This window comes from Spirosoma taeanense (assembly GCF_013127955.1).
GTDB classification, from domain to species: Bacteria; Bacteroidota; Bacteroidia; order Cytophagales; family Spirosomataceae; genus Spirosoma; species Spirosoma taeanense.
This window is the reverse complement of the sequence record NZ_CP053435.1, coordinates 3,259,895-3,281,507: the sequence shown is the minus strand read 5'-3', so window position 1 is coordinate 3,281,507 and position 21,613 is coordinate 3,259,895. Positions and strand designations below refer to the sequence as shown.

14 protein-coding genes are annotated in these 21,613 nt (G+C 54.2%); 9 read left to right on the top strand and 5 right to left on the bottom strand.

Features of this window, described 5'->3' with window-relative positions; all coding sequences use genetic code 11:
- Window positions 1–88: 88 nt before the first annotated feature.
- From HNV11_RS13695 to HNV11_RS13685, 3 genes are all read right to left on the bottom strand, one after another.
- Window positions 89–1,408: an MFS transporter gene (locus HNV11_RS13695; protein ID WP_171740198.1), complete on the bottom strand. Its 1,320-nt coding sequence runs from the start codon at window positions 1,406–1,408 to the stop codon at window positions 89–91.
- A 77-nt stretch (window positions 1,409–1,485) separates the two neighbouring features.
- Entirely contained in the window at window positions 1,486–2,538 is a 1,053-nt protein-coding gene (locus HNV11_RS13690; RefSeq protein ID WP_171742181.1) for a sugar kinase, read from the bottom strand.
- Window positions 2,539–2,607: 69 nt separating this feature from the next.
- Window positions 2,608–4,590: a DUF4350 domain-containing protein gene (locus tag HNV11_RS13685; protein ID WP_171740197.1), complete on the bottom strand. Its 1,983-nt coding sequence runs from the start codon at window positions 4,588–4,590 to the stop codon at window positions 2,608–2,610.
- 477 nt (window positions 4,591–5,067) lie between these two features.
- Between HNV11_RS13685 and HNV11_RS13680 the strand changes: the two genes are divergently transcribed.
- The 5 genes from HNV11_RS13680 to HNV11_RS13660 all read left to right on the top strand — a co-directional run bounded on the left by HNV11_RS13680 (window position 5,068) and on the right by HNV11_RS13660 (window position 13,716).
- Window positions 5,068–6,291 (top strand): PQQ-dependent sugar dehydrogenase, encoded by a 1,224-nt coding sequence (locus HNV11_RS13680; RefSeq protein ID WP_171740196.1) that lies wholly within the window; start codon window positions 5,068–5,070, stop codon window positions 6,289–6,291.
- A 191-nt stretch (window positions 6,292–6,482) separates the two neighbouring features.
- Window positions 6,483–9,854 (top strand): GAF domain-containing hybrid sensor histidine kinase/response regulator, encoded by a 3,372-nt coding sequence (locus HNV11_RS13675; RefSeq protein WP_171740195.1) that lies wholly within the window; start codon window positions 6,483–6,485, stop codon window positions 9,852–9,854.
- 1 nt (window position 9,855) lies between these two features.
- A complete protein-coding gene (locus tag HNV11_RS13670) occupies window positions 9,856–10,683 on the top strand; it encodes a CheR family methyltransferase (protein WP_171740194.1) in 828 nt (275 codons plus the stop codon).
- A gap of 60 nt (window positions 10,684–10,743) precedes the next feature.
- Entirely contained in the window at window positions 10,744–11,880 is a 1,137-nt protein-coding gene (locus HNV11_RS13665; RefSeq protein WP_171740193.1) for a sensor histidine kinase, read from the top strand.
- 192 nt (window positions 11,881–12,072) lie between these two features.
- Window positions 12,073–13,716: an FAD-dependent oxidoreductase gene (locus HNV11_RS13660; RefSeq protein WP_171740192.1), complete on the top strand. Its 1,644-nt coding sequence runs from the start codon at window positions 12,073–12,075 to the stop codon at window positions 13,714–13,716.
- Between the two features lie 22 nt (window positions 13,717–13,738).
- Here the strand turns inward: HNV11_RS13660 and HNV11_RS13655 are convergent, their stop codons facing one another.
- On the bottom strand, window positions 13,739–14,014 hold the full coding sequence (locus HNV11_RS13655) for a hypothetical protein (protein WP_171740191.1): 276 nt from the start codon (window positions 14,012–14,014) through the stop codon (window positions 13,739–13,741).
- Between the two features lie 611 nt (window positions 14,015–14,625).
- Here HNV11_RS13655 and HNV11_RS13650 point away from each other — a divergent pair.
- Complete coding sequence (locus HNV11_RS13650; protein WP_171740190.1) at window positions 14,626–15,762, top strand: aldose epimerase family protein; 1,137 nt, start codon at window positions 14,626–14,628, stop codon at window positions 15,760–15,762.
- Between the two features lie 116 nt (window positions 15,763–15,878).
- A complete protein-coding gene (locus HNV11_RS13645; protein WP_171740189.1) occupies window positions 15,879–18,668 on the top strand; it encodes a hybrid sensor histidine kinase/response regulator transcription factor in 2,790 nt (929 codons plus the stop codon).
- A 9-nt stretch (window positions 18,669–18,677) separates the two neighbouring features.
- On the opposite strand, the gene HNV11_RS13640 is transcribed toward HNV11_RS13645, so the two are convergent.
- A complete protein-coding gene (locus tag HNV11_RS13640; protein WP_171740188.1) occupies window positions 18,678–19,505 on the bottom strand; it encodes a YihY/virulence factor BrkB family protein in 828 nt (275 codons plus the stop codon).
- 389 nt (window positions 19,506–19,894) lie between these two features.
- Here HNV11_RS13640 and HNV11_RS13635 point away from each other — a divergent pair, with 389 nt between their 5' ends.
- Window positions 19,895–20,449, top strand: a complete 555-nt coding sequence (locus HNV11_RS13635; RefSeq protein WP_171740187.1) for an RNA polymerase sigma factor — start codon at window positions 19,895–19,897, stop codon at window positions 20,447–20,449.
- Between the two features lie 21 nt (window positions 20,450–20,470).
- Window positions 20,471–21,544 (top strand): FecR family protein, encoded by a 1,074-nt coding sequence (locus tag HNV11_RS13630; RefSeq protein ID WP_171740186.1) that lies wholly within the window; start codon window positions 20,471–20,473, stop codon window positions 21,542–21,544.
- The last annotated feature ends 69 nt before the right edge of the window (window positions 21,545–21,613 follow it).

Here is a 21,613-nt window from a genome sequence, read left to right as displayed (position 1 = left end):
TGATTGAACCAATAGGATACATTGAAATGGCTTGCCGGGTATTGCTTTTCCCGGCAAGCCATCTTAAACAACGCTCATGGCGCGCCGGTCAGGCTACGGGTTCCGGCTCGTGGGATTCCAGCTGTACAGGTTCCATGCGGGGCGCAAACAGGTGCATCATACCCCAGGCGATCAGATACGCGCAGCCACAGATGATAAAGAGCAGGTTATAGCCGCCCGTCAGGTTGCCGGCTTCTTTATAGCTGTCCAGGAGCGAACCGACAAGAATGGGGAACAGGATTCCGCCGATTGAGCCGGCCATGCCGCCAATACCCACTACCGAACTGACCGCCCGCTTTGGAAACATATCCGACGCTGTTGTGAAGATGTTGGCGCTCCAGGCCTGGTGAGCCGCAGCCGCCAAAGAAATCAGGGCTACGGCCTCCCAGATGCCGGTGGCAAACTGAGCCAGCGTAATGGGTACGACAGCGATGGCAAAAATCAGCATGGATATTTTCCGGGCGCGGAACACCGGCCAGCCCCGTTTGATGAAATAGCCCGACAGATACCCCCCGCCAATACTGCCAATGGTTGTTGCTGTATACACAACCACCAGGGGAAGCGACGGCTTTTTCAGGTCGAGGTTGAAGGTTGTCGAGAAATAACTTGGCAACCAGAACAGAAAGAACCACCAGATTGGGTCGGTGAGGAACTTGCCCAGGATGAACGCCCAGGTCTGCCGGATACTGAACAGACGTCCCCAGCTAATGGACTCACCCGCGGCTACTTCCGGCTCGTTATCACTGTGAATGTATTGAAACTCGGCCTGGGACAGACGTTTCTGCCGGGCGGGCACTTCATATATAAACCACCAGAAAGCCAGCCAGATAAAACCAATGGCGCCCGTAATGATGAACGCTTCCTCCCAGCCATATGAGCCCAGAATCCAGGGAACCATGATAGGGGCCACGACGGCACCAATGTTGGCCCCGGAGTTGAAGATACCCGTTGCCAGCGCCCGCTCTTTCTTGGGAAACCACTCGGCCACCGATTTGATAGCGGCCGGGAAGTTACCGGCCTCCCCCAGACCCAGCAAGGCCCGCATGGCTCCAAAACCAAAGGTGCTGCGAGCCGTCGCGTGCAGAATGGCGGCTATACTCCAGACAATAATGGAGATGACGTACCCCATCTTCGAGCCAATACGGTCAATCAGCCGCCCAAACAGCAGCAGGCCGAGCGCGTAGGAAGCCGAAAAGGCCATCACAATCCGACTGTAATCGGTTTCGGTCCAGGTGAACTCGTCTTCCAGCGCTGGTTTGAGCAGGCCGATAACCTGCCGGTCGAGGTAATTGATGGTGGTGGCGAAGAACAGTAGCGCGACTATAGTCCAGCGATAGCCACCCGCCGGGCGGTCCGTTGATAGATTCATGAGACAGTGAAATTGAAGTCAGTACTAGCTTATCGTTAGGGTATCAGTCTGGCGTTACGGCCGGGATCAGTAATGAACTAGGTTTGTTTTTCGAAAGCAGATTGAGCCGAGTTTAGCGACTGGTTTACGTCGGCGATGGTCTGCCGGGTTGCATCACCAAACTCCTGCAGCTTGCCAACGGCAGCCGCAGCGGCAAAATCAATGATGTTTTGTGCGGGCAGGTTATTATACAGGCCGTAGATCAGTCCGGCCATGAAACAGTCGCCACTCCCCACTTTGTCAACGACGCGCTCCACCACAAACTCCGGCGAAACCGCTGTTTGCCCGTTTGTATGTAGGGTCGCGTAATAGCGGATGCCGCCCGCAGAGCCAGCCGTCGAATGATCAAAGCGGAAGGTATTGGCAACGACTTTACAGCGCGGGTACTCTGCCTGAATGGCTTTTGCCGTTTCGTCCGCATGGGCGAGATAATCCGTTTGCTGACCTTTATCGTGAATGTATTCATCGACCGGAATGCCCAGTAGCGCATTGGCAGCCCAGATATTTCCCATGACTACGTCGCAGTGCTGCACCAGATCGGGCATCACCTGAACCGGCTGAACGCCATACTGCCAGAGCTTAGCGCGGTGGTTCAGGTCCAGCGAAATCGTAATGCCTTTGGCCGAAGCCGCTTCCAGCAGTTCTAGGCAGGCAGCCGCTATGTTGGCGTTCAGCGCCGGGCTAATGGCGCTGATGTGCAGCCAGCTGGTTTCGTTCAGGACGGTTTCCCAATTTATGCAGCCGGGAGCCAGTTCTGAAAATGCCGAATGCGCCCGGTCGTAAATAACGCCCGCGTTCTTCAGATCGGAACCCTGCGGTAAAAAATAACTGCCAATCCGGCTGCCGCCCCGCAGAATCCCCGACGTATCGATCCGGTTACTGGCCAGGTAATCCATCGTCTCATCCGCCAGAGCGTTGGACGGTAAGACCGTGCTGTATTTAGTCGGCACGTTCCAGCCTGCCAGGGCCGTAGCGACATTCAGCTCCGCACCCCCGATAAACACTGGCATAGCGGCCTGTCGGATCCACTCACCGTTGCCTAAGGGCGAAAACCGGAGCAGCAATTCGCCAAAACAACAAACTTTCTGCATCATCATAGTCACTGTGACCAATAGGAATCAATTAAAATACCTCTTTAGACGGCTCGATAAATCAACGCTTTATCGGTTGCTGGTACGTAAGGCTGATGCACCGGACGGCCCCTGCTGCAGCAGCCACGCGGCCAGTTCCTTACCCGCCTGAAAGTTTTCATACTGCGCCGGAATCCGGCGGTTGTCCACGTATTCATTGTATAGCCAGGGGTCGCCCACGGCAAATACGGTTCCTTTCCCCACCTTCGCGACGGCCATAATTACGTCGCCCGAATCGGTAACGACGGCTTTGGCCGGTGCTTTTACGTCGAGCGGAGCCAGTTCTTTAATGTATACCGTCCGGGTATTGGGAAACAGGGCGGTACCCGCTGGAATCCGGATCGTGCCCTGTTCGAACTGGTCTTTCAGGACCATGTTCCGGTTTTTGGGCAGAAACTGCATGCCAAACTGAGCCGCCAGCCGGTTAAAGTTTTTGTGTTCGCAGTTCGCTGTGTCGTTGGCCATTAAGACGAGCGTTCCTCCTGCTTTCACCCAGTTGGAAATCGCCTGAATGTCGGCGTCGCCAATGTAATTGGGCCGGGCGGTTTCTTTGGGTGTGTCGGGGTCTACCACGATATAGACGTCTACACCATTCAGCGAATCTGCGGTTGGCGGGCCAGGAATCAGAGTCGTGCGGGCGCCCAGGTCGCGGAAGGTGTTGCCCCACCACCAGAAGCCCGAATGCAGTTTGTCGTCCCAGATATAATGAAAAGGTTCCTGTTCACCCGTGACACCCTTCCGAAATTCGTGATTGAAGTAATTGTCGACAGCAACCGTTTTGCCTTTGCCCAGAGCGCTCTCGGCGGCAATTTCCATCTCGACGCTGGCCATGATGAACGGCCCGACGCCCTTCAGATCGTCCTGACGGAGTGGTTCGCTGAGGTAATAGGCGAAGCTGCCATCGCGGTAGGGCGTGCCGCCCAGGCCGCTCACGCTCACGGTTTTCTCCAGATGAACCAGGCCCCGGTTATCAGTCGAAATAAAGTTTTTCAGCATCCCGTCGTAGCCTTTGCGGGCGTACGTCATCATGGAAGCAGGCAGGTAACCGAGTCGAACGCCTTTCGCCAGCGCGTAAACGAACATCCCGGTAGCGGAAGCTTCGAGGTAGTTTTGCGCGCCATTCTCGGCTTTCCGGGCGCCTTTGTCGGTTACCTGATACCAGCCGCCTTCGTTCGGGTCCTGGTACTTCACCACGGCGGGCATCAGGCGCTGCAGGATGGCGACGGCTTCGCTCCGACGCGGGTGCGTTGCCGGAATGTAATCCAGGACGTCCACCAGGGCCATTGCATACCAACCCATGGCGCGGCTCCAGAAATTAGGAGATTTGCCGGTTTTAGGGTCGGCCCATTTCTGCTGACGGCTTTCGTCCCAGCCGTGATAGAGCAAACCCGTCCGCTCGTCGCGGGCGTGCTGTTCCATCCAGACAAACTGGTTGATGATGTCGTCGAAATTCTTCGGCTGGTTATACAGCAGGCTATATTCGGCGTAGAAAGGCTCGGCCATGTAAAGGCCATCCAGCCACATCTGATACGGGTACCGCTTCTTGTGCCAGAAGCCGCCTTCATGGGTGCGGGGTTGCTGTTCGAGCTGTTTGCGGAGTAGGTCGGCGGCTTTCTGGTATTTTTCTTTGCCCGGCAGCGACTGCTGAGCAAGCAGTAGGAGCGCCCGGCCGGGGGTTACGTAATCAATGTTGAACTCGTCGAGTTTATACGTTCGGATGCTACCGTCAGGCAGCACGTACCGATCCATATGTTTCTTGATGTAATCGAAGTAGCGGGCGTCGCCGGTGTGATACCAGACCTGTTCGATGCCGCGCAGCACAACCCCCATCTCATATTCCCAGTGCGCATCTTTGCCTTCTTTGGTATAGGCGATTGAATCGGGATGCGTACCCATGACGGTAGCAGCCATCCGCTGCGACCAGGCTGCTCCACGAGCCGGTTGAGCAGGGCTGGGTTGAGCGATTAACCCATGACAAATCACAATCAGGCAACTTAATAAAGGAAGGCGCATGGTCAGTCTGTTTCTTGCTCGCTACTGAAATAGTCGGTTTGGTTTCATTTCTACTCCTTTCCGGGCGAAGCAACCATTGGGTTTGCCAGCCGGAACACCCGGATCGGCCGGGAGTCAGATACCGAGTGATGGCTGAGGCAGATCCGGTTCGGCATCGTCCGGTAGCCCGGCGCGATTAGTTCTTAAAGAGACCAATCCGGCAGAACTACCGCATCACACGTGCAGGATCATGACAAATGACCGTAAAGACGTAGTCTGGAATTGAGTTAATAGACAATTTTTAGTCTATTAACTATGGGTAGTTACTGGATTTTTAATAACCAATCAGCATCGGCGCGGTTATGAGCGAAGAACAGCGGCTTCTGACAAAGGAGATAAGAGAAAAGCCTGCGCATCGGCGGAAAAGCCTTTGAAAACGGGCTGGGATCTACACGAGACTGATCTGCCCGCTCAACGTTACACTCAACAAAACGGTCAATGAAAACACGTTTGACACCGACGGCCCTGTGGGGCGTGGTACTGATGGCCCTGCTGGCGGCCTGCGACAAAGACGACGAAGTGTTTGACGCTAAAATTCCGGAAAAAAATGACCAGCCGACGACGGCTCAGATCCAGGGGAACGTTTTTGAGCCCGCCCTGGTGCCTGCTACCGACGAGCGAATTGCGCAGCTTAAAGTTCCCGCAGGGTTTGCCATTGCGAAATTTGCCGACCAGTTGGGTAAGCCCCGGATGCTGACTGTCAGCCAATCGGGAAACGTATACGTCACCAGTCGCGAAGCGGGTACGGTTACGCTGCTGCGCGACACCAACGGCGACGGAAAGGCCGATCAGAAGCAGGTTGTTGCCACCATTAAAGGGGTGCATGGGCTGACCATTTTTACCGGTAAGATGTATCTGGTATCGGTAAAAGAAGTGTATTCGGCAACCATCAATACCGACGGTACGCTCGGCACACCCCAGAAGCTCATCAGCGATCTGCCCGACGCCGGACAGCACCCGAACCGCACGATTGCCTTCGGCCCGGATGGGTTTATGTATATTACGGTGGGCAGTACCTGTAACGCCTGCGCCGAACCTAATGCCGAAAATGCGACCATCCTGCGGGCAAATCCCGATGGTTCGAACCGAAAAATTTTTGCCAGTGGGCTACGTAACACCATCGGGTTTGGCTGGCATCCGCTGACCAAAGAACTCTACGGTCTCGACCACGGAATCGACTGGCTGGGCGACGAGCAGCAGAAGGAAGAACTGAATCTGATTAAGCAAGGGGCTTTCTATGGCTGGCCGTATATTTACGGTGACGGCAACTATAACCCGCACCCACGGCCCATGGGCGACACCACCTACGCGCAGATCCTAACTAAAACCACTTTGCCGGCTCTGCAGTATGAAGCGCACAGTGCCCCGCTCGGAATGGTTTTCTACACGAGCAGTGCGTTTCCCGCTGACTACCAGAATGATGCCTTTGTAACGATGCGCGGCTCCTGGAATCGCACGCAGCCCTCGGGCTATAAGGTAGTACGGGTGCATTTTGAGAACGGTAAGCCCGTTCGCTTCGATGATTTTGCAACCGGGTTTCTGGTCAATAATAACCAGGCGCAGTTTGGTCGGCCAGTCGGTATAACCACCCACCCAGACGGGTCGCTGCTGTTCACTGACGACAATAATGGAGTTATTTACCGGGTTGTTTACCAGAAATAAACGGCCGTCCGCCTACCGGGTCGGTTAACTGAAAAAGAGGCTCACCAACTCGTTGATGAGCCTCTTTTTGTATTTGAAAGCATGATTTTTGTTAACTATATTTTTTATTTAAGTTTATTTAAATGTAAAATAGATAAATATACTTTACAGGAATTATAATTGAGTAATATTGCTGGATTGAAAAACAGCTAATGATAAAGTCGTTAACAGGACGGATTTATTTCGGTACAACCACCGCGTTTATGACGGTGCCGGTCATCATTCTGCTTTATTTTGATGCCTTCCGTCGGCATGATCTGCTTTCCGAAGAAACAAAACGTACCGAACAGGTAGTTGAGCAGGTGACTACGCTGCAACTGACGTTAATGGAACTGACGGCTGCTGGTCAGCGACAGGCGCTGCCGGGTATGAAGGTAGCCGCGGTTGATCGGGCAATCGGTGAGTTGAAAGAGTTATTGCCCGAGCCCGCCCAGCTGAATCGAATGGAGCAGGTCGAGCAGGTAACCAATGCGCTGCTGGCTGGGGAAACCCCTCGGCTAAGCACGATTCGTCAACTGCTGAACCAGATTAAGCAGGAGGCTCAGCAGGCGTTGCTGGCGCAAAAACAATCGAACGCAGACACAGACTACTGGGAAAAATGTGCGATGTGGGGCGCCGTTTTTGTGGCCATCTCCAGTCTGGCAATTCTGATTCTGGTCTTTTTTGGTGAGTTTCGGAAGCGTCGGCGGGCCGAGCGCGAACTCAAGAAAAACCTGGAAACTGTTCAGACGTATAACCAGGAAAGCAACGAGCGGAACTGGCTGCTGACGGGCATGTCGACGGTTAGCAACAGTCTGCACGGTAAAGATCATCCGCACGAAATGGCGCAGGGAATTATTAACGCGCTGGTGCAGCACCTCGACCTGCCGGCTGGGGCATTCTATTTTTACCAGCACGACAAACGGTCGCTGGATATGGTAGCGTCAACGGCACTGCCGCCCGACGCCCAGCGCTCGTATGCCCTGAACGACGGATTGGTGGGGCAGGCGGCTATGGGGCGGCACATTCTGGTCGTGAATCACGTACCCGATGATTACTGGAAACTACAGTCGGGCACCGGTGAATCTTTACCGGGGCAGCTCATCCTAGTGCCGCTCTGGTGCCGAAAAGAGCGAATCGGCGTAATCGAGCTGGTGTCGTTCCAGGTACTCGAGTCGCTGACGATGAATCTGCTGCAGCGTCTGCTGGAGCCAATGGCAGTGGCTATAAATTCGGCCCAGACCCACGAACAGATGGCCGTTCTGCTGCAGCGGCTACAGCAGCAGAACGAGCTGGTTGCCGAACAGCAGGAGGAACTCCGGCAGTCGAACGAGGCTCTCGTCCGGCAGGCCGAAAGTTTACAGGTTTCGGAAGAAGAGCTGAAAGTCCAGGAAGAGGAACTCAGGCAGATCAACGCGGAACTGGTTGAAAAAAACGAAGCGATTGAACAGGCCCGGCAGGCTCTGTCACTCAAAGCCCGCGAGCTGGAAGTGACGAGCCAGTATAAGTCGGCCTTCCTGGCGAATATGTCGCATGAACTGCGGACCCCGCTGAACAGCGTCCTGATTCTGGCGAAGCTGCTGGCCGATAACAAAACCGAAAACCTGACGCCCAAACAGGTCGAATACGCCAATATCATCCACCGGTCGGGCAGCGATCTGCTGACGCTCATCAACGATATTCTGGATCTGGCCAAGATCGAAGCCGGTCATATCGAGCTACACGAAGAGATCATACCCATCAAAAGTATCCTCCGCGACTTAACCCAGCTGTTTACAGTAGTGGCCGAGGAAAAGAAAGTCAGCCTGATTACCCACGTTGATGAGGCCGTGCCGTCAGAACTGACCACCGATAAGCTTCGGCTGGAGCAGATTCTTAAAAACCTCTTATCCAACGCTTTTAAGTTCACCCCGCGCGAGGGTAGCGTTACGTTATCCTTCTCGGTCACCACGAATGTAGCAGGACTAACGCAGAAGGCGCTTCGAACCGGTGGTCCGGTTCTGGCCATTGCCGTAAAGGACACCGGCATTGGCATCCCGCTCGACAAGCAGCAGCTTATTTTTGAGGCTTTTCAGCAGGTCGACGGTTCAACCAGCCGCCGGTACGGCGGAACGGGCCTGGGCCTGTCCATCAGCCGGGAACTGATCAAGCGCCTGAAGGGAGAGATTACGCTGCAGAGTGAAGAAGGGCAGGGGAGTACGTTCACGATCTATCTGCCCCTGACGCCGACGACCGATGCGGTCGTGCCGCCGTTACCCGCCACCAGCCACTGGGCGGTCCGCCAGCCTGTTGAGCCACTGGAACAGCCTGGTGTGCAAACCGCCGTTGCGGATGATCGGGAAGAACTGGAAAAAGGCGACAGGATCATGCTGATTATTGAGGATGATCCGCGCTTCGCCACGATTGTCCGGGACTTTGCGCGCGCTAAAGGCTACAAAACCGTCGTGGCGCTGCAGGGCGACGAAGGGTTGCACTACGCCCGGCATTACTGCCCTTCGGCCATTATTCTCGACCTGCAACTCCCGGTCCTCGATGGCGTAAGCCTGCTGAAGCTACTCAAGGACGACAAAGACCTGAAGCACATTCCGGTGCACGTCATGTCGGCCAGTGACGAACCACGGCTTACGTTGCCCGGCGCCCTGGCGTACATCAAAAAACCCGTTGAAAAAGAGGATCTGGAGCAGGCCTTTACCAGAATCCGGAACCGAATTGCCGAGCGGGTCCGGAACGTGCTGGTGCTGTCGGGCGACTACCTGCCCGACAATTCATTGACGCGACTGATTGACGAACGCCATTTCGACATTACCTGCGACTATGCGACGCTGGACGAGGCTGCTCTGCAAAAAGTCAGGGATCGGGCGTACGACTGCGTCATTGCTGACATTGGAAAAGATCTGGTACAGGGCGTGGAGTTTCTGCGCCAGCTGCAGTCCGTCCTCCAGGACGATCCCATACCGGTCATTATCTATTTGAACAAGGAGCTTACCGACCTCGACCAGCTGCAGTTAAAGAAAGTGTCGGATACGGTCATCCACGATTCAATCGAGGCTAAAGACCGGTTGATGGATGAACTGGAACTATTTCTTTATAAAGTACAGGGTGACGGGGGCGACGTAGCCGTTCGGCCGTTACCCGCCGGGGAGCAGAGCCTCAAACCGACTCTAACGAACTGGGAAGGCAAAACCGTCCTACTGGTGGATGATGACATGCGGAACGTATTCTCGCTCAGCACCTTGCTGGAAGAGCAGAATCTCTCGGTCATTACAGCCAGCGATGGCCTGGAAGCCCTTGAAACGATTAATGAACAGCCACAGGTCGATCTGGTGCTGATGGATATTATGATGCCGACCATGGATGGCTACGAAGCTACGCGACGCATCCGGACAGACGAGCGCTTCGCGCAGCTACCCATCATCGCCTTAACGGCCAAGGCGATGCCCGGCGACCGGGAAAAATGCCTCGAAGCCGGTGCGTCGGATTATATCACCAAACCCGTGGACATCGATCAGCTGCTGTCGGTTATGCACGTCTGGATGCAACCCTGATATGAACCTGGACTACGACCTCGGCACGACCGAACTGGACGATCTTCTGACGCTGATCCGGTTAACCTACGGATACGATTTCACGAACTACGCCCGGGCTTCGCTGAAGCGTCGGGTGCTACGCTGCATGACAATGGCGGGTATTCAGACGGGCAGCGACCTGCGGTACCAACTGGCCAACAACCCCGCCTTTTTTACCTGGTTTCTGCAGTTCATTACGGTCAATGTAACCGGCATGTTTCGCGACCCGCCGTTCTACGCAGCCCTTCGTGAGAAGGTGCTGCCCAAGCTGGCGTCATACCCGATCATCAAAATCTGGCATGCGGGCTGTTCCACCGGTGAGGAGGTTTATTCGATGGCCATTCTGCTGCAGGAAGCCGGACTGCTGGAACGCTGCCGCATCTACGCCACCGACCTCAACCCGGCGAATCTGGACAAAGCCCGCCAGGGATTAATCTCGCTGCAGCACATGAAAGAATACACGCAGAACTATCAGCAGGCTGGCGGCAACAATGAGTTTTCGAGCTATTATACGGTCCGACAGGACCACGTACTCATCCATAGGAATCTGCGCGATTCGATCCTGTTCGCGCAGCATAACCTGGTGACCGACCGGGTATTCAACGAGTTTCAGCTCGTTTGCTGTCGGAACGTCCTGATTTATTTTAACAAGGACCTGCAGAACCACGTTATCCGGCTGTTTCACGACAGCCTGGCCCCGCTGGGTTACCTGGCTATCGGGCTGAAAGAGTCTCTGCTGTTCACCGACGTCCGGCCGCAGTTTGATGTGCTGAGTTCGACCGCTAAAATCTTCCGACGAACCCGATGATGTCGCCAGCAGCAAAGATTTAAAATATCATCCATACTCATTTATGTGACGAACGTCTCTATGCTAACTTCTACTTCTATTGCTTACCCGGCCTCGACGGACAAATCAACCCTGTTCACGATCCTGCTGGTCGATGACCGGGAGGAAAATCTGATCGTGCTGGAAGAACTACTGGCTGACGACAACCGACAGTTTATTAAAGCCACATCGGGAAATGAAGCCCTGAAGTGCGTGCTGAAAAACGATCGCATCGGCCTGATCATGCTCGACGTACAGATGCCCCACATGGACGGGTTTGAAGTCGCCCGGTTGTTGAAAGCCAACCCCAAAACCCGCGATATTTCAATCATTTTCGTGACGGCGATCAGTAAGGAAGAACAATATGTACTCAAAGGCTTTGAAGAAGGAGCCGTTGATTACCTGGCCAAGCCCCTGGATGAAAACGTAACCCGGGCCAAGGTGCGGGTTTTCGAGCAGTTATGGACGTATCAGCAGGCGCTTAGGCGAACAGCGGGCGATCTGGAGAGTATCAACAAGCAGCTGGAACGCTTCGTCTATATGGTCGCCCACGACCTGAAGTCACCCCTGACGGGCCTGATTACGTTATTGTGGATGGTGGAATATACGAACGAAAGCCGACCCATTCGGCAGGACGAACTGGCTGAGTATCTGGGCGAGTTCAAAGCCGCGGGGTACCACCTCTCCTCAATGATCAGCTCAATTCTGGAGTATTCCCGCCAGAGCATTGAGCAGCAGCGGAGCGAAAAGGTCGATGTAGGCGAACTGCTGGCGCAGACGGCCCATCTGTTGTTTCCACCCCGGCACATTCAGATCCGGATTGCCGAGTCGATGCCCGTCCTCTTTACCAAAAAGCTGAAACTGCAGCAGGTCTTCCAGAATCTGCTGAGCAATGCCATCAAATACAACGATAAGCCCAAGGGACTGATCGAGGTCAGCTATCGGGATAAGGGTAACTTTGTTGAGTTTTCTATCCGCGACAACGGCCCCGGCATGACCGACGACCAGCAGACGAAGCTTTTCCAGCTTTTTCAGGCCAATGGCCACTCGCAGCATGAAAGCAGCACGGGCGTCGGGCTGAACATCATTAAAGTGCTGGTTGAAGAGCAGGGCGGAAGCATTCGGGTAAACACCGCCCCCGGGGCGGGCAGCACTGTATCGTTTGACTGGCGGAAATAAGCAGACGCCACAAAAAAACGGCTCCCGGATCGGTCAATCCGGGAGCCGTTTTTTTGTGGCGTAGCTCAGAAAAGTGATTTAATAACATCTTCGAAAAGAATCGATTCAAGTAAATCTGCGCATGGCTGGCATTTAAAGAAAAGGCCAGCCATGCGCAACTATCACGTTCTCATTCGCTATTCCTCAATCTGTATGAAGATCATCGCCTGTACGTTAAGCGTTCTCACGTTCTTCTCGACTGCACTCTGGGGCCAGCGTTCTTCCCGACGAGCCGATGTCATTGTGTATGGTGGCACATCAGCGGCCGTCATTGCGGCTGTGCAGGTCAAAAAAATGGGTAAGTCCGTTCTGGTCGTATCGCCCGATAAGCACCTGGGCGGTTTGTCGGCAGGAGGGCTTGGGTTTACGGATACGGGCAACAAAGAAGTGATCGGCGGCCTGTCGCGCGAGTTTTACCAGCGTCTGTATCAGCACTACCAGAAACCCGACGCCTGGCGATGGCAGAAGCAAAACGAGTACGGTAACAAAGGGCAGGGCACGCCCGCTATTGACGGGAATGCCCGCACGATGTGGATTTTTGAGCCCCATGCGGCCGAGCAGGTTTTCGAAGATTTCGCGAAAGAATATAATCTGACCATCTACCGCGACGAATGGCTCGACCGGTCGGCGAAAGGAATTCGGAAAAACAACGGTGTTATCAAATCCATCCGGACGCTGAAGGGCACGGTTTACGAGGGCAAGATGTTCATCGATGCGACCTACGAAGGCGACCTCATGGCGGCTGCGGGCGTAAAGTACCATGTAGGCCGGGAGGCTAACCGCGTCTATAACGAAACGCACAACGGCGTGCAGGTGGGCGTTTTTCAACACGGGCACCACTTCAAAGCAAACATCAGCCCCTACGTGGTGCCGGGCAATCCGAAAAGCGGTCTGCTGCCGGGGGTGTCGCCCGACGATCCGGGAATGAACGGTGAAGGCGATAATAAAATTCAGGCGTACTGCTTCCGCATGTGCCTGAGCAATCACCCGGACAATCGGATTCCTTTTTCCAAACCCGCCGGTTACGACCCGAATCGGTATGAGTTGCTGGCCCGTGTGTTTGCGTCGGGCTGGCGCGAAACGTTCGACAAGTATGATCCGATCCCAAACCGCAAAACCGACACCAACAACCACGGCCCGTTCAGTACGGACTATCTCGGCAAAAACTACGATTATCCCGAAGCGACCTACGAACGCCGAAAACAGATCATCCGCGACCACGAACTTTACCAGAAGGGACTCATGTATTTTCTGCAGAACGATTCCCGCGTCCCGGCCGACGTGCGGGAGACCATGCAGCAGTGGGGTCTGCCTAAAGACGAGTTCACTGACAACGGCGGCTGGCCACACCAGCTCTACATCCGCGAAGCCCGCCGGATGCTGGGTGAGTTTGTGATGACCGAAGCCGACGCCTTAGGCAAGACAACCGTGCCCAATCCTATCGGCATGGGGTCGTATGCGCTGGATGCGCACAACGCTCAGCGGTTCGTCAAGAAAGACGGTTTCGTTCAGAACGAAGGCGACATCGGCGTTCATCCCGAGCGGCCCTATTCCATAGCCTACGGGTCAATTCTGCCGAAAGAGAACGAGTGCCGGAATCTGCTGGTGCCGGTCTGCGTATCGAGTTCGCACATCGCTTACGGGTCAATTCGGATGGAACCGGTGTTCATGATTCTGGGGCAGTCAGCGGCCACCGCTGCGGTCCTGGCCATCGACAATAAGGTGTCGCCCCAGCGCCTGCCTTACGAAAAGCTCCAGGCGGTATTGCTCAAAGACCAGCAGCGGCTGACCAACTGATTTTCAGAATCGGAACGTTACGTCAGACCGACCGTCGTCGCAGATAGCGTTCCGCCGGGTTTTCAGACTGGCCGGGCGGCTCACTGGCCTGTAGCTGCCGATACCGGTTAAGGCCAACCTCCCGGTTTTTAGGGGACGTAGCGCCTTTTTCGGCGGGCGGGTTAAGAGCTTTAGAAACGTTCATAGTACCAACAGCGTGCTGGTTTGATGTACTCAGTTCGACAAGCATGGACACGTCGGCGGCCAGTTGCTGAAGTTGTTGCTGCAGAGCAGCGAGGTGTTTTTCGAGAGTAGTCATGATGTTAATAGCTTATGTGGCTCGGTGAGAGCAGTTATTCGATCTGTTTGGGTTGAGTCTTAGCTATTTCGAGCGAGCAGATTGCCGCCAAATGGTGCGTCCATACGCGTTAGGGACTCAAAAACAGTTGAGTTATCAGTAATAAAGCCAATAGCGAATAGTCGCGTAAAAGTGCAAATGCTTATCCAGGTGGCTTTAGCCTTATTTTCGTGTTTTACTGGTTGTGTAGTTACCATAACGATGAGTTAATTTATTAATAATCAGATATTATGCGAAAGCGTTCAATACTATCTTCCGTAATATAATAACAGGATTTCTGGTACTTATGGTTTGGTCTTATCGGAATAGTACAATAACTGCCTTGTATTGGTCTGCAAAAAGACGAATTGTACAAGCGATTCTTTAGAAGTTGCAGGAGCAAAACGGTCGAAACACGAAAAGAAATGGATTACTGACGCGATTGGATGCTCAGTGGTTTGAGTAAACGGCGGCTGTGCTTCTCTTTTTAACGTAACGGTTCTGCTGGTCGAAGGCTGACTGACAAAATGTTCAGCCATTAGTCCAGGTGAATCCGATCCGTTATTATCACCTGAACCTGTTTTTCTGTCGCAATGAATCTCATCAGCCTGTTTCTGTTTGCAGCGGGTAGTCTGCTCGCTCCCTCCACGCAAAAACCAGTACCTAACCAGAAAGCGGGTATCGAAAAAGAAGTGTTTGGCCAAATGCCGGACGGCCGCGACGCCCACCTGTTCACTCTTCGGAATGCCGCCGGGATGGAGGTTAAGCTGACTAACTACGGCGGATATATCGTGTCGTGTTCGGTCCCTGATAAAGCCGGTAAACAGGAGAACGTAACTTTGGGCGTGCCTACGTTTGCCGACTACCTGAAAGGCACGCCCAGCTTTGGCCCCATCATTGGCCGCTTTGGTAACCGGATCGCCGGGGGCAAATTTCTCCTCGACGGCAAGGAATACACGCTGGCGGCCAACAGCAATGGGAATCATATTCACGGCGGCCGGGTCGGTTTCGACAAAAAGCTGTGGGACGCTACCCCCGTGAATGGCCCCGAGCCGGCGCTCAAACTACACTATACCTCACCAGATGGCGAAGAAGGCTACCCCGGTACGTTGTCGGTCGATGTGGTGTACACACTGCAGAAAGACAACGCGCTGCGGATTGACTACAAAGCCACGACCGATAAACCGACCGTTCTGAATCTGACCAATCATGCTTACTTCAACCTGAGTGGCATGAAGCGCGATGTTCTGAATAATGTGGTCATGATTAAAGCCGATAAATTCCTGCCGACCAGCAAGGCTCAGATTCCAACGGGCGAAATCCGGCCGGTGGCGGGTACGGTTTTCGATTTCCGAACCCCCACCGAAGTTGGCAAACGCATCAACGACACCACCGAAACCCAGATCCGGTATGGTTCCGGCTACGATCACTGCTGGGTGTTCACCGATCAATCGAAGAAGCTGAAATTAGGCGCTACCGTTTATGAACCCGAAAGCGGTCGGTTTATGGAAATGTTTACCACCGAACCGGCGGTACAGCTCTATACGGCCAATCATCTGAATGGAAAATTGCAGGGTAAAGAAGGTGTGCTGTTCACCCGCCGGTTTGGCCTTTGCCTGGAAACGGAGCATTTCCCCGATTCGCCCAATCATCCTAATTTCCCCACAACCACCCTGCGGCCCGGTGAGGCCTATCAGAGCACGACCGTTTATAAATTCTCGGTAAAATAAACGTACCAGGGCCGATACCCCCGGTTCTGCACAGTGAGTGAGGGTCACCGGGCTGATTTTGCATTCAATATCTTATACATTATCTTTGGACAATGCAGATTTGCTGCATTGTCCTCATGTCTACGCTTATCAACCAGTTCATCACGTTTGGTTCTTCTTTGTTGCACAGCAGCGCTGGTCGGGGAAAGAAAGCCAACTTCGCATGGCTGGCGGTTTGCTGGCTGCTGATAACCAGCTGTCAGTCAGCGACTGAAAATAAATCTTTTCGCATCGGTTTTTCGCAGCGCACCGGTGCCGACACCTGGCGGAAAACCATGCTGGAGAGCATGAACCAGGAACTTTCCTTTAATCCCGAAATTGATTTCATTGTCAAGGATGCCGGTGGGCAAAGCAGCCGGCAGGTGCAGCAGATTCAGGAGCTGATCAATCAGCAGGTCGACCTGCTGATTGTCTCGCCGAATGCGGCCCGGCCCATTACGCCTATCGTTGAAAAAGCCTACCAGCAGGGTATTCCGGTCATTGTTGTCGACCGACGCACAGCTTCCGACCAGTATACCGCTTACGTCGGCGCCGATAACGTAGAGGTAGGTCGCACGGCCGGGCTCTACGCCAACGCACTCCTGAAGGGTAGGGGCAACGTGGTGGAAATCGGCGAGTCGCCGGGGTCGTCGGCCGACATCGACCGGCATCGGGGGTTTGTCGAAGCTATTCACCAGCATCCCGGCATCCGGCTGGTGGCCAAACTGGAAGGTGACTGGGATAAGCGTTCGTTTGCCGAAAAGCTAACCCGGCTGCTGAGCGACCAGCCAACCATTCAGCTCATTTTTGCGCAGAACGACCGCACGGCCCTGAAAGCCCATGCCGTATGCCAGAAACTGGGGCTTGAGCAGCGGGTGAAAATTATTGGTGTGGATGGGTTGCCGGGCAAAAACGAAGGCATCGACCTGGTAGACCGGGGCATACTGAGCGCTACGGTGCTTTACCCGACGGGCGGCAAAGAGGCTATCCGGACGGCCGTTGCCATCCTGCAGAAGCAACCCTTCCGACGCGAGAATCGCCTGCCCATTACGCTGATCGACTCCTCGAACGTGCGGATTATGAAGTTTCAGAACGAGAAAGTCATTGAACAGCAGGCCGATATTGTTAAACAAAGCCAGCGAATCAGCTATCTAACCCAGACCTACGCATCGCAGAAGAACACGCTCTATATCACCTTCGCGAGTCTGATGGTGGTCATGCTGCTGGGTATCTGGGCGCTCTATCTGATTCGGGCCAAGCAGGCCGCCTACCAGACGCTGGAAAAGCAGAACGAGGAGATTCTGAACCAGAAAAACCAGATCGAAACCGTATCGCAGCAGGCCCGGCTGGCGACAGAAGAGAAACTGCGGTTCTATTCGTATATCTCCCACGAGTTCAACACACCCCTGAGCCTGATTCTGACCCCGACGGAGGATCTCTTGAGCAAAAAGAACGTAAGCCCGCACGACCTGAGAAGTAGTCTGAGTCTGGTGCAAAAAAATGCCTATCGGCTGCTGCGCCTGGTGGATCAGATGCTGGATTTGCGCAAAACGGATGCGGGCAAGCTGCGGTTGCGGACGGCCGAACAGGACCTGGTTGCGTTTGTACGGGACATTGTACACGACTTCCGGCGCAAAGCCGAAAAGCAGCGGATTGATCTGCAGTTGCTGACCGATCTGCCCGCGCAGCCGCTCTGGTTCGACGCCGAGAAGCTGGATAAGGTTCTGTTTAATCTGCTATCGAACGCCTTTAAATACACGCCGAAAGGCGGGCTGATCCACGTACGGCTGAATCGCGTTGGCGAGCAGGTCCGGATTCAGGTAGAGGACAATGGCGCAGGGATGACGCCCGAAGAAAAAGACCACGCCTTCGATCTGTTCTTTAGCGGGAGCCGCCCCTTTGATCTGGCCAAAGGACTGGGGCTGGCCCTGTCGCTGGAGTTTATTCAACTGCACCGGGGCGACATCAGTGTACAGTCTGAGAAAGGGCAGGGCACAACGTTCACGATTCTGTTGCCGCTGGGTAATCAGCACCTGGACAGCACCGAAATGGTCGATACGCCAAGCCAGCAGCGTATGATCGTTGACGCCGGGGACGAAGAGATGCCTGCTCCCCCCATTACGCTCCCTGGCAAGCAGACAGGTACGCTGCTGATTATTGAAGACAACGACGAACTGCGTACTTTTCTGGCTGCCCGTTTAGGCAGCGAGTTTGAGATAGTGGCTGAAAATAACGGCGAAGCAGGCTGGGAGCGGGCGCTGGAAACGATTCCGGACCTGATCATCAGCGATATCATGCTGCCGGGTATGGACGGCCTGCAACTGACCCAGCGGATCAAAGCCGATCTGCGTACGTCGCACATTCCCGTGATTCTGCTGACAGCCAAGGGGCAGATGGAGCAGCGCATTGAAGGAACCCGCGCCGGGGCTGATGCCTACATTACAAAACCGTTCAATACAACCTTTCTGCTCGAAACCCTCCGGACGACCCTCGCCAACCGGCAGAAACTGCAGCAGCGGTTCGCTTCGGATCTGCTGCCGCAGTCGGGCAATCGGCAGGAGAAGAAATTCCTCAACGAACTGACGGCCCTGATTGAACAGCATCTGAGTGATCCGGCATTTGGCGTCGAAATGCTGAGCCGGGAAATGGGGCTTTCGCGGGTGCAGCTGTACCGCAAAGTGCAGGCCCTGCTGGACATGAACGTAATGGACTACCTGACCGAAATTCGGCTCAAAAAAGCCAAATACCTGCTTCGGGAAACTACCAAGCCCATGGCCCAGATTGCCGATGAAACGGGTTTCAACTCGGCGGCTTACTTCACTACGTTCTTCAAGCAACATACGCAGAAAACCCCCTCCGAATACCGAAAATCGCCGGTAGGGGCCTGACGCAGCCCACTATTCCGGGCTGTCGGTTACTTCCTTAACCTGATAGGCCACCGAATGGGCGCCCGGTTCGGCCTCCAGATGAATCCACCGGGCGTATTGACGGGTGAAGCTGGCTCCGTAATAGAAAATCAGCGCGGAGTAAAAGACGAACAGCAGCACCAGAATTATATCCCCGGCGGAGCCGTACAGGCTTCGTATCGAGTTGTTTATCAACAGAAGATCCAGGACCTGTTCGCCTATTTCTACCAGCCCGCCCGTAACCAGAGCGCCCACCCAAACCGCCTGCCAGTGGATGCGGATGTCGGGCAGAAACTTGAATACGAAGGCGAACCACACCGCCAGCAGGATGATCGACAGTCCGTGGTGCACTGCATACCCCAGGCTATTGTATAGGATAGGCTCCGTCGGCAGAATTCCGGTTATCGTGCGCTGGAGAGTCAGGGAAATTATGAATAAAAAACCGGCAAGGATAATCAGGCTCAGCGCAATCAGTTTATCGGTCAGCACGTGCCAGAAACGCCGGTTGGCCGCGGATTTTACATGCCAAAGCTGATTCAGCGAATTTTTGATGATGGTGAACAGGGTCGTGGACGCCAGCAGTAAAATCAGTACGCTCAGCACAGGGAGTAAACTGTTCGAACGCCGTTGCTGGAGGTGCTGGGATATGTCCTGTAGCTGACGTGCGCTCTGATCGCCAAATAGAAGAGCCAGTTGTTTAAAGAGCTGACCGCTAACCTGCTGGTGCTGTTCATTGAGCAGGCCACCATACAGTTGACTCAGCAGAATAACAATGGGAGGCAGAGCAAAGAACGAGAAGAAGGCCGTCGCGGATGCCATTCGTAGCGGATCATTGGATTTCAAATGGCTGAACGCCCGGGTAACTACGGGAACAACGGAAATGATTTTTTTCACGATAAAGCCCTGAGAGAGATACCCGAATAACGGTCTGTTTAACGTCCTGGTTTATATCCGATATAAATGACTTGTTCGGTCCGGCCATTAAACTGGATCAGATCCGCGTAAACGAGTCCCTGTAATCGGAATGGGCAGCCTAATCTGATAATTATCATGACGTAGAGCCTGTGAGAGGCTTTTTTAAAAATTTTTATAAAAAAAAGGATTAAAAACGCCTTCCGCCGGCATTAGTATATAGCAGCCTCTGTTTTAGCCAATCGGTTCAGGTCATTGTGCAACAGAGTGCTCAAGTTATCTAATCCGTGTACACTGTGCCATACAACTGTTCCTATACCGATTTGTGGTACTCCTTTCGCCAGGGTGATAAGGCCGCTTTTCAGCAGATTTATCGGCTGTATGTCCGGGATCTGCTGAATTACGGCTATAAGGTAACGAATGATCTGCCCCTCATCGAAGACAGCATTCATGATCTGTTCATTGAACTCTGGCAGAGCCGTCATAACCTGAGCGATACCGATTCGATCAAGTTCTATCTGTTTCGTTCGCTGCGTAACAAGATAACCCGGACCCGCAATCGTGACGTTTTCTTCCAGGCATCCGACATCGATCAGGTGCAGACACCCGTTGACGACGCGGTGATTGAGAACAAGCTGATCGAGGGTGAGGAAACGCAGGACGTGTATCAGCAGCTTCAGAAGAGTTTTGCCTTGCTAACCCCGCGCCAGCAGGAGGCTTTGAACCTGCGATTTTACCAGCACTTCAGCAACGAGGAGATTGCCCAGATCATGGGCGTCAACTACCAGTCGGCCTGTCGGTTCATCTACGCAGGTCTTAAAACGCTCCGCGAAACCGTCAGGATTTCGTAGGGGGCCAACCGGAATAATACCATGAATTACTATCAATTTACGGCCGAGGACCTGGCGGCCGACGACTACTTTAAAGAGTGGGTGTGTTCGCCTACGGCCGGGACGGAAGCGTTCTGGAGAACATTCTTATCCGAGTTTCCCGAACGGTATTATCAGGTTGAGGAAGCCCGGCTGCTGGTGATGGGGCTGCAGAAGATTCAGCAGCGGCCCGTTCTGGCCGGGCGGGAAGATGCCCTCTGGGGCCGGATTGAGGATAGCCTCGAAGAGGCTCGCCCTCTGCCCGTGGTGCGCTGGCTGACGGGACGGCAGGTCTGGAAAGTGGCCGCAACCGTAATTCTGGTGCTGGGAGCCAGCTGGTTCAGCCTTCAGCAACTGGGTATCATTCAGTTTCCGGCGGGTGGGCTGGGCCAGACCGAAGGCAAGTGGATTGAGGTTGTCAATGATGCCAGCCAGGTTATGCACGTTCAGCTGGCCGACGGCAGCCGGGTGGAGCTGCAGAAAAAGGGGCGGCTCCGATACCGCGAAGAACTCATTGGCGCGCAACGCGAAGTTTACCTGACGGGCGACGCCTTTTTCAACGTCAGAAAGAACCCCGGAAAGCCATTTGTGGTGTATGCCAATGGGCTGGTGACCAAAGTCCTGGGTACGAGCTTTCGCATTAACGCCCCCGTTGAAGCCTCGACCGTAACGGTAGATGTCCGAACCGGGCGGGTTTCCGTGTACCCAAATCAGGAAAACTCGACCAGCGATCCCGAATCGAAAGGGATGGTGCTGACCCCTAACCAGAAAGCCGTTTTTGAGCGCGATAAGGGTACGCTTACGAAAACCCTGACCGATATCCCCAGTCTGCTAATACCCAACCAGCGGTTCGAATTCGACGATGCGAGGGCCCCCCGGGTTTTCAGTACCATTGGGCGGGCCTATGGCGTGGAGATGATTTTCGATGAAGAACTCATGCAGCACTGCTCGGTGACGATGAACATCAACGAAGAAGATTTCTTCCAGAAGCTGGATGTCATCTGCAAGGTGCTGGGCGCGCACTACAAGCTCATCGACGCCCAGGTAGTCATCTATAGTAAAGGGTGTCCGAAATAGCGGGGCGCACCCTTAATCAGAAAGTAACCTTCCTCTACTAACAAAACGTGCCAACGTATCCGGTACGAT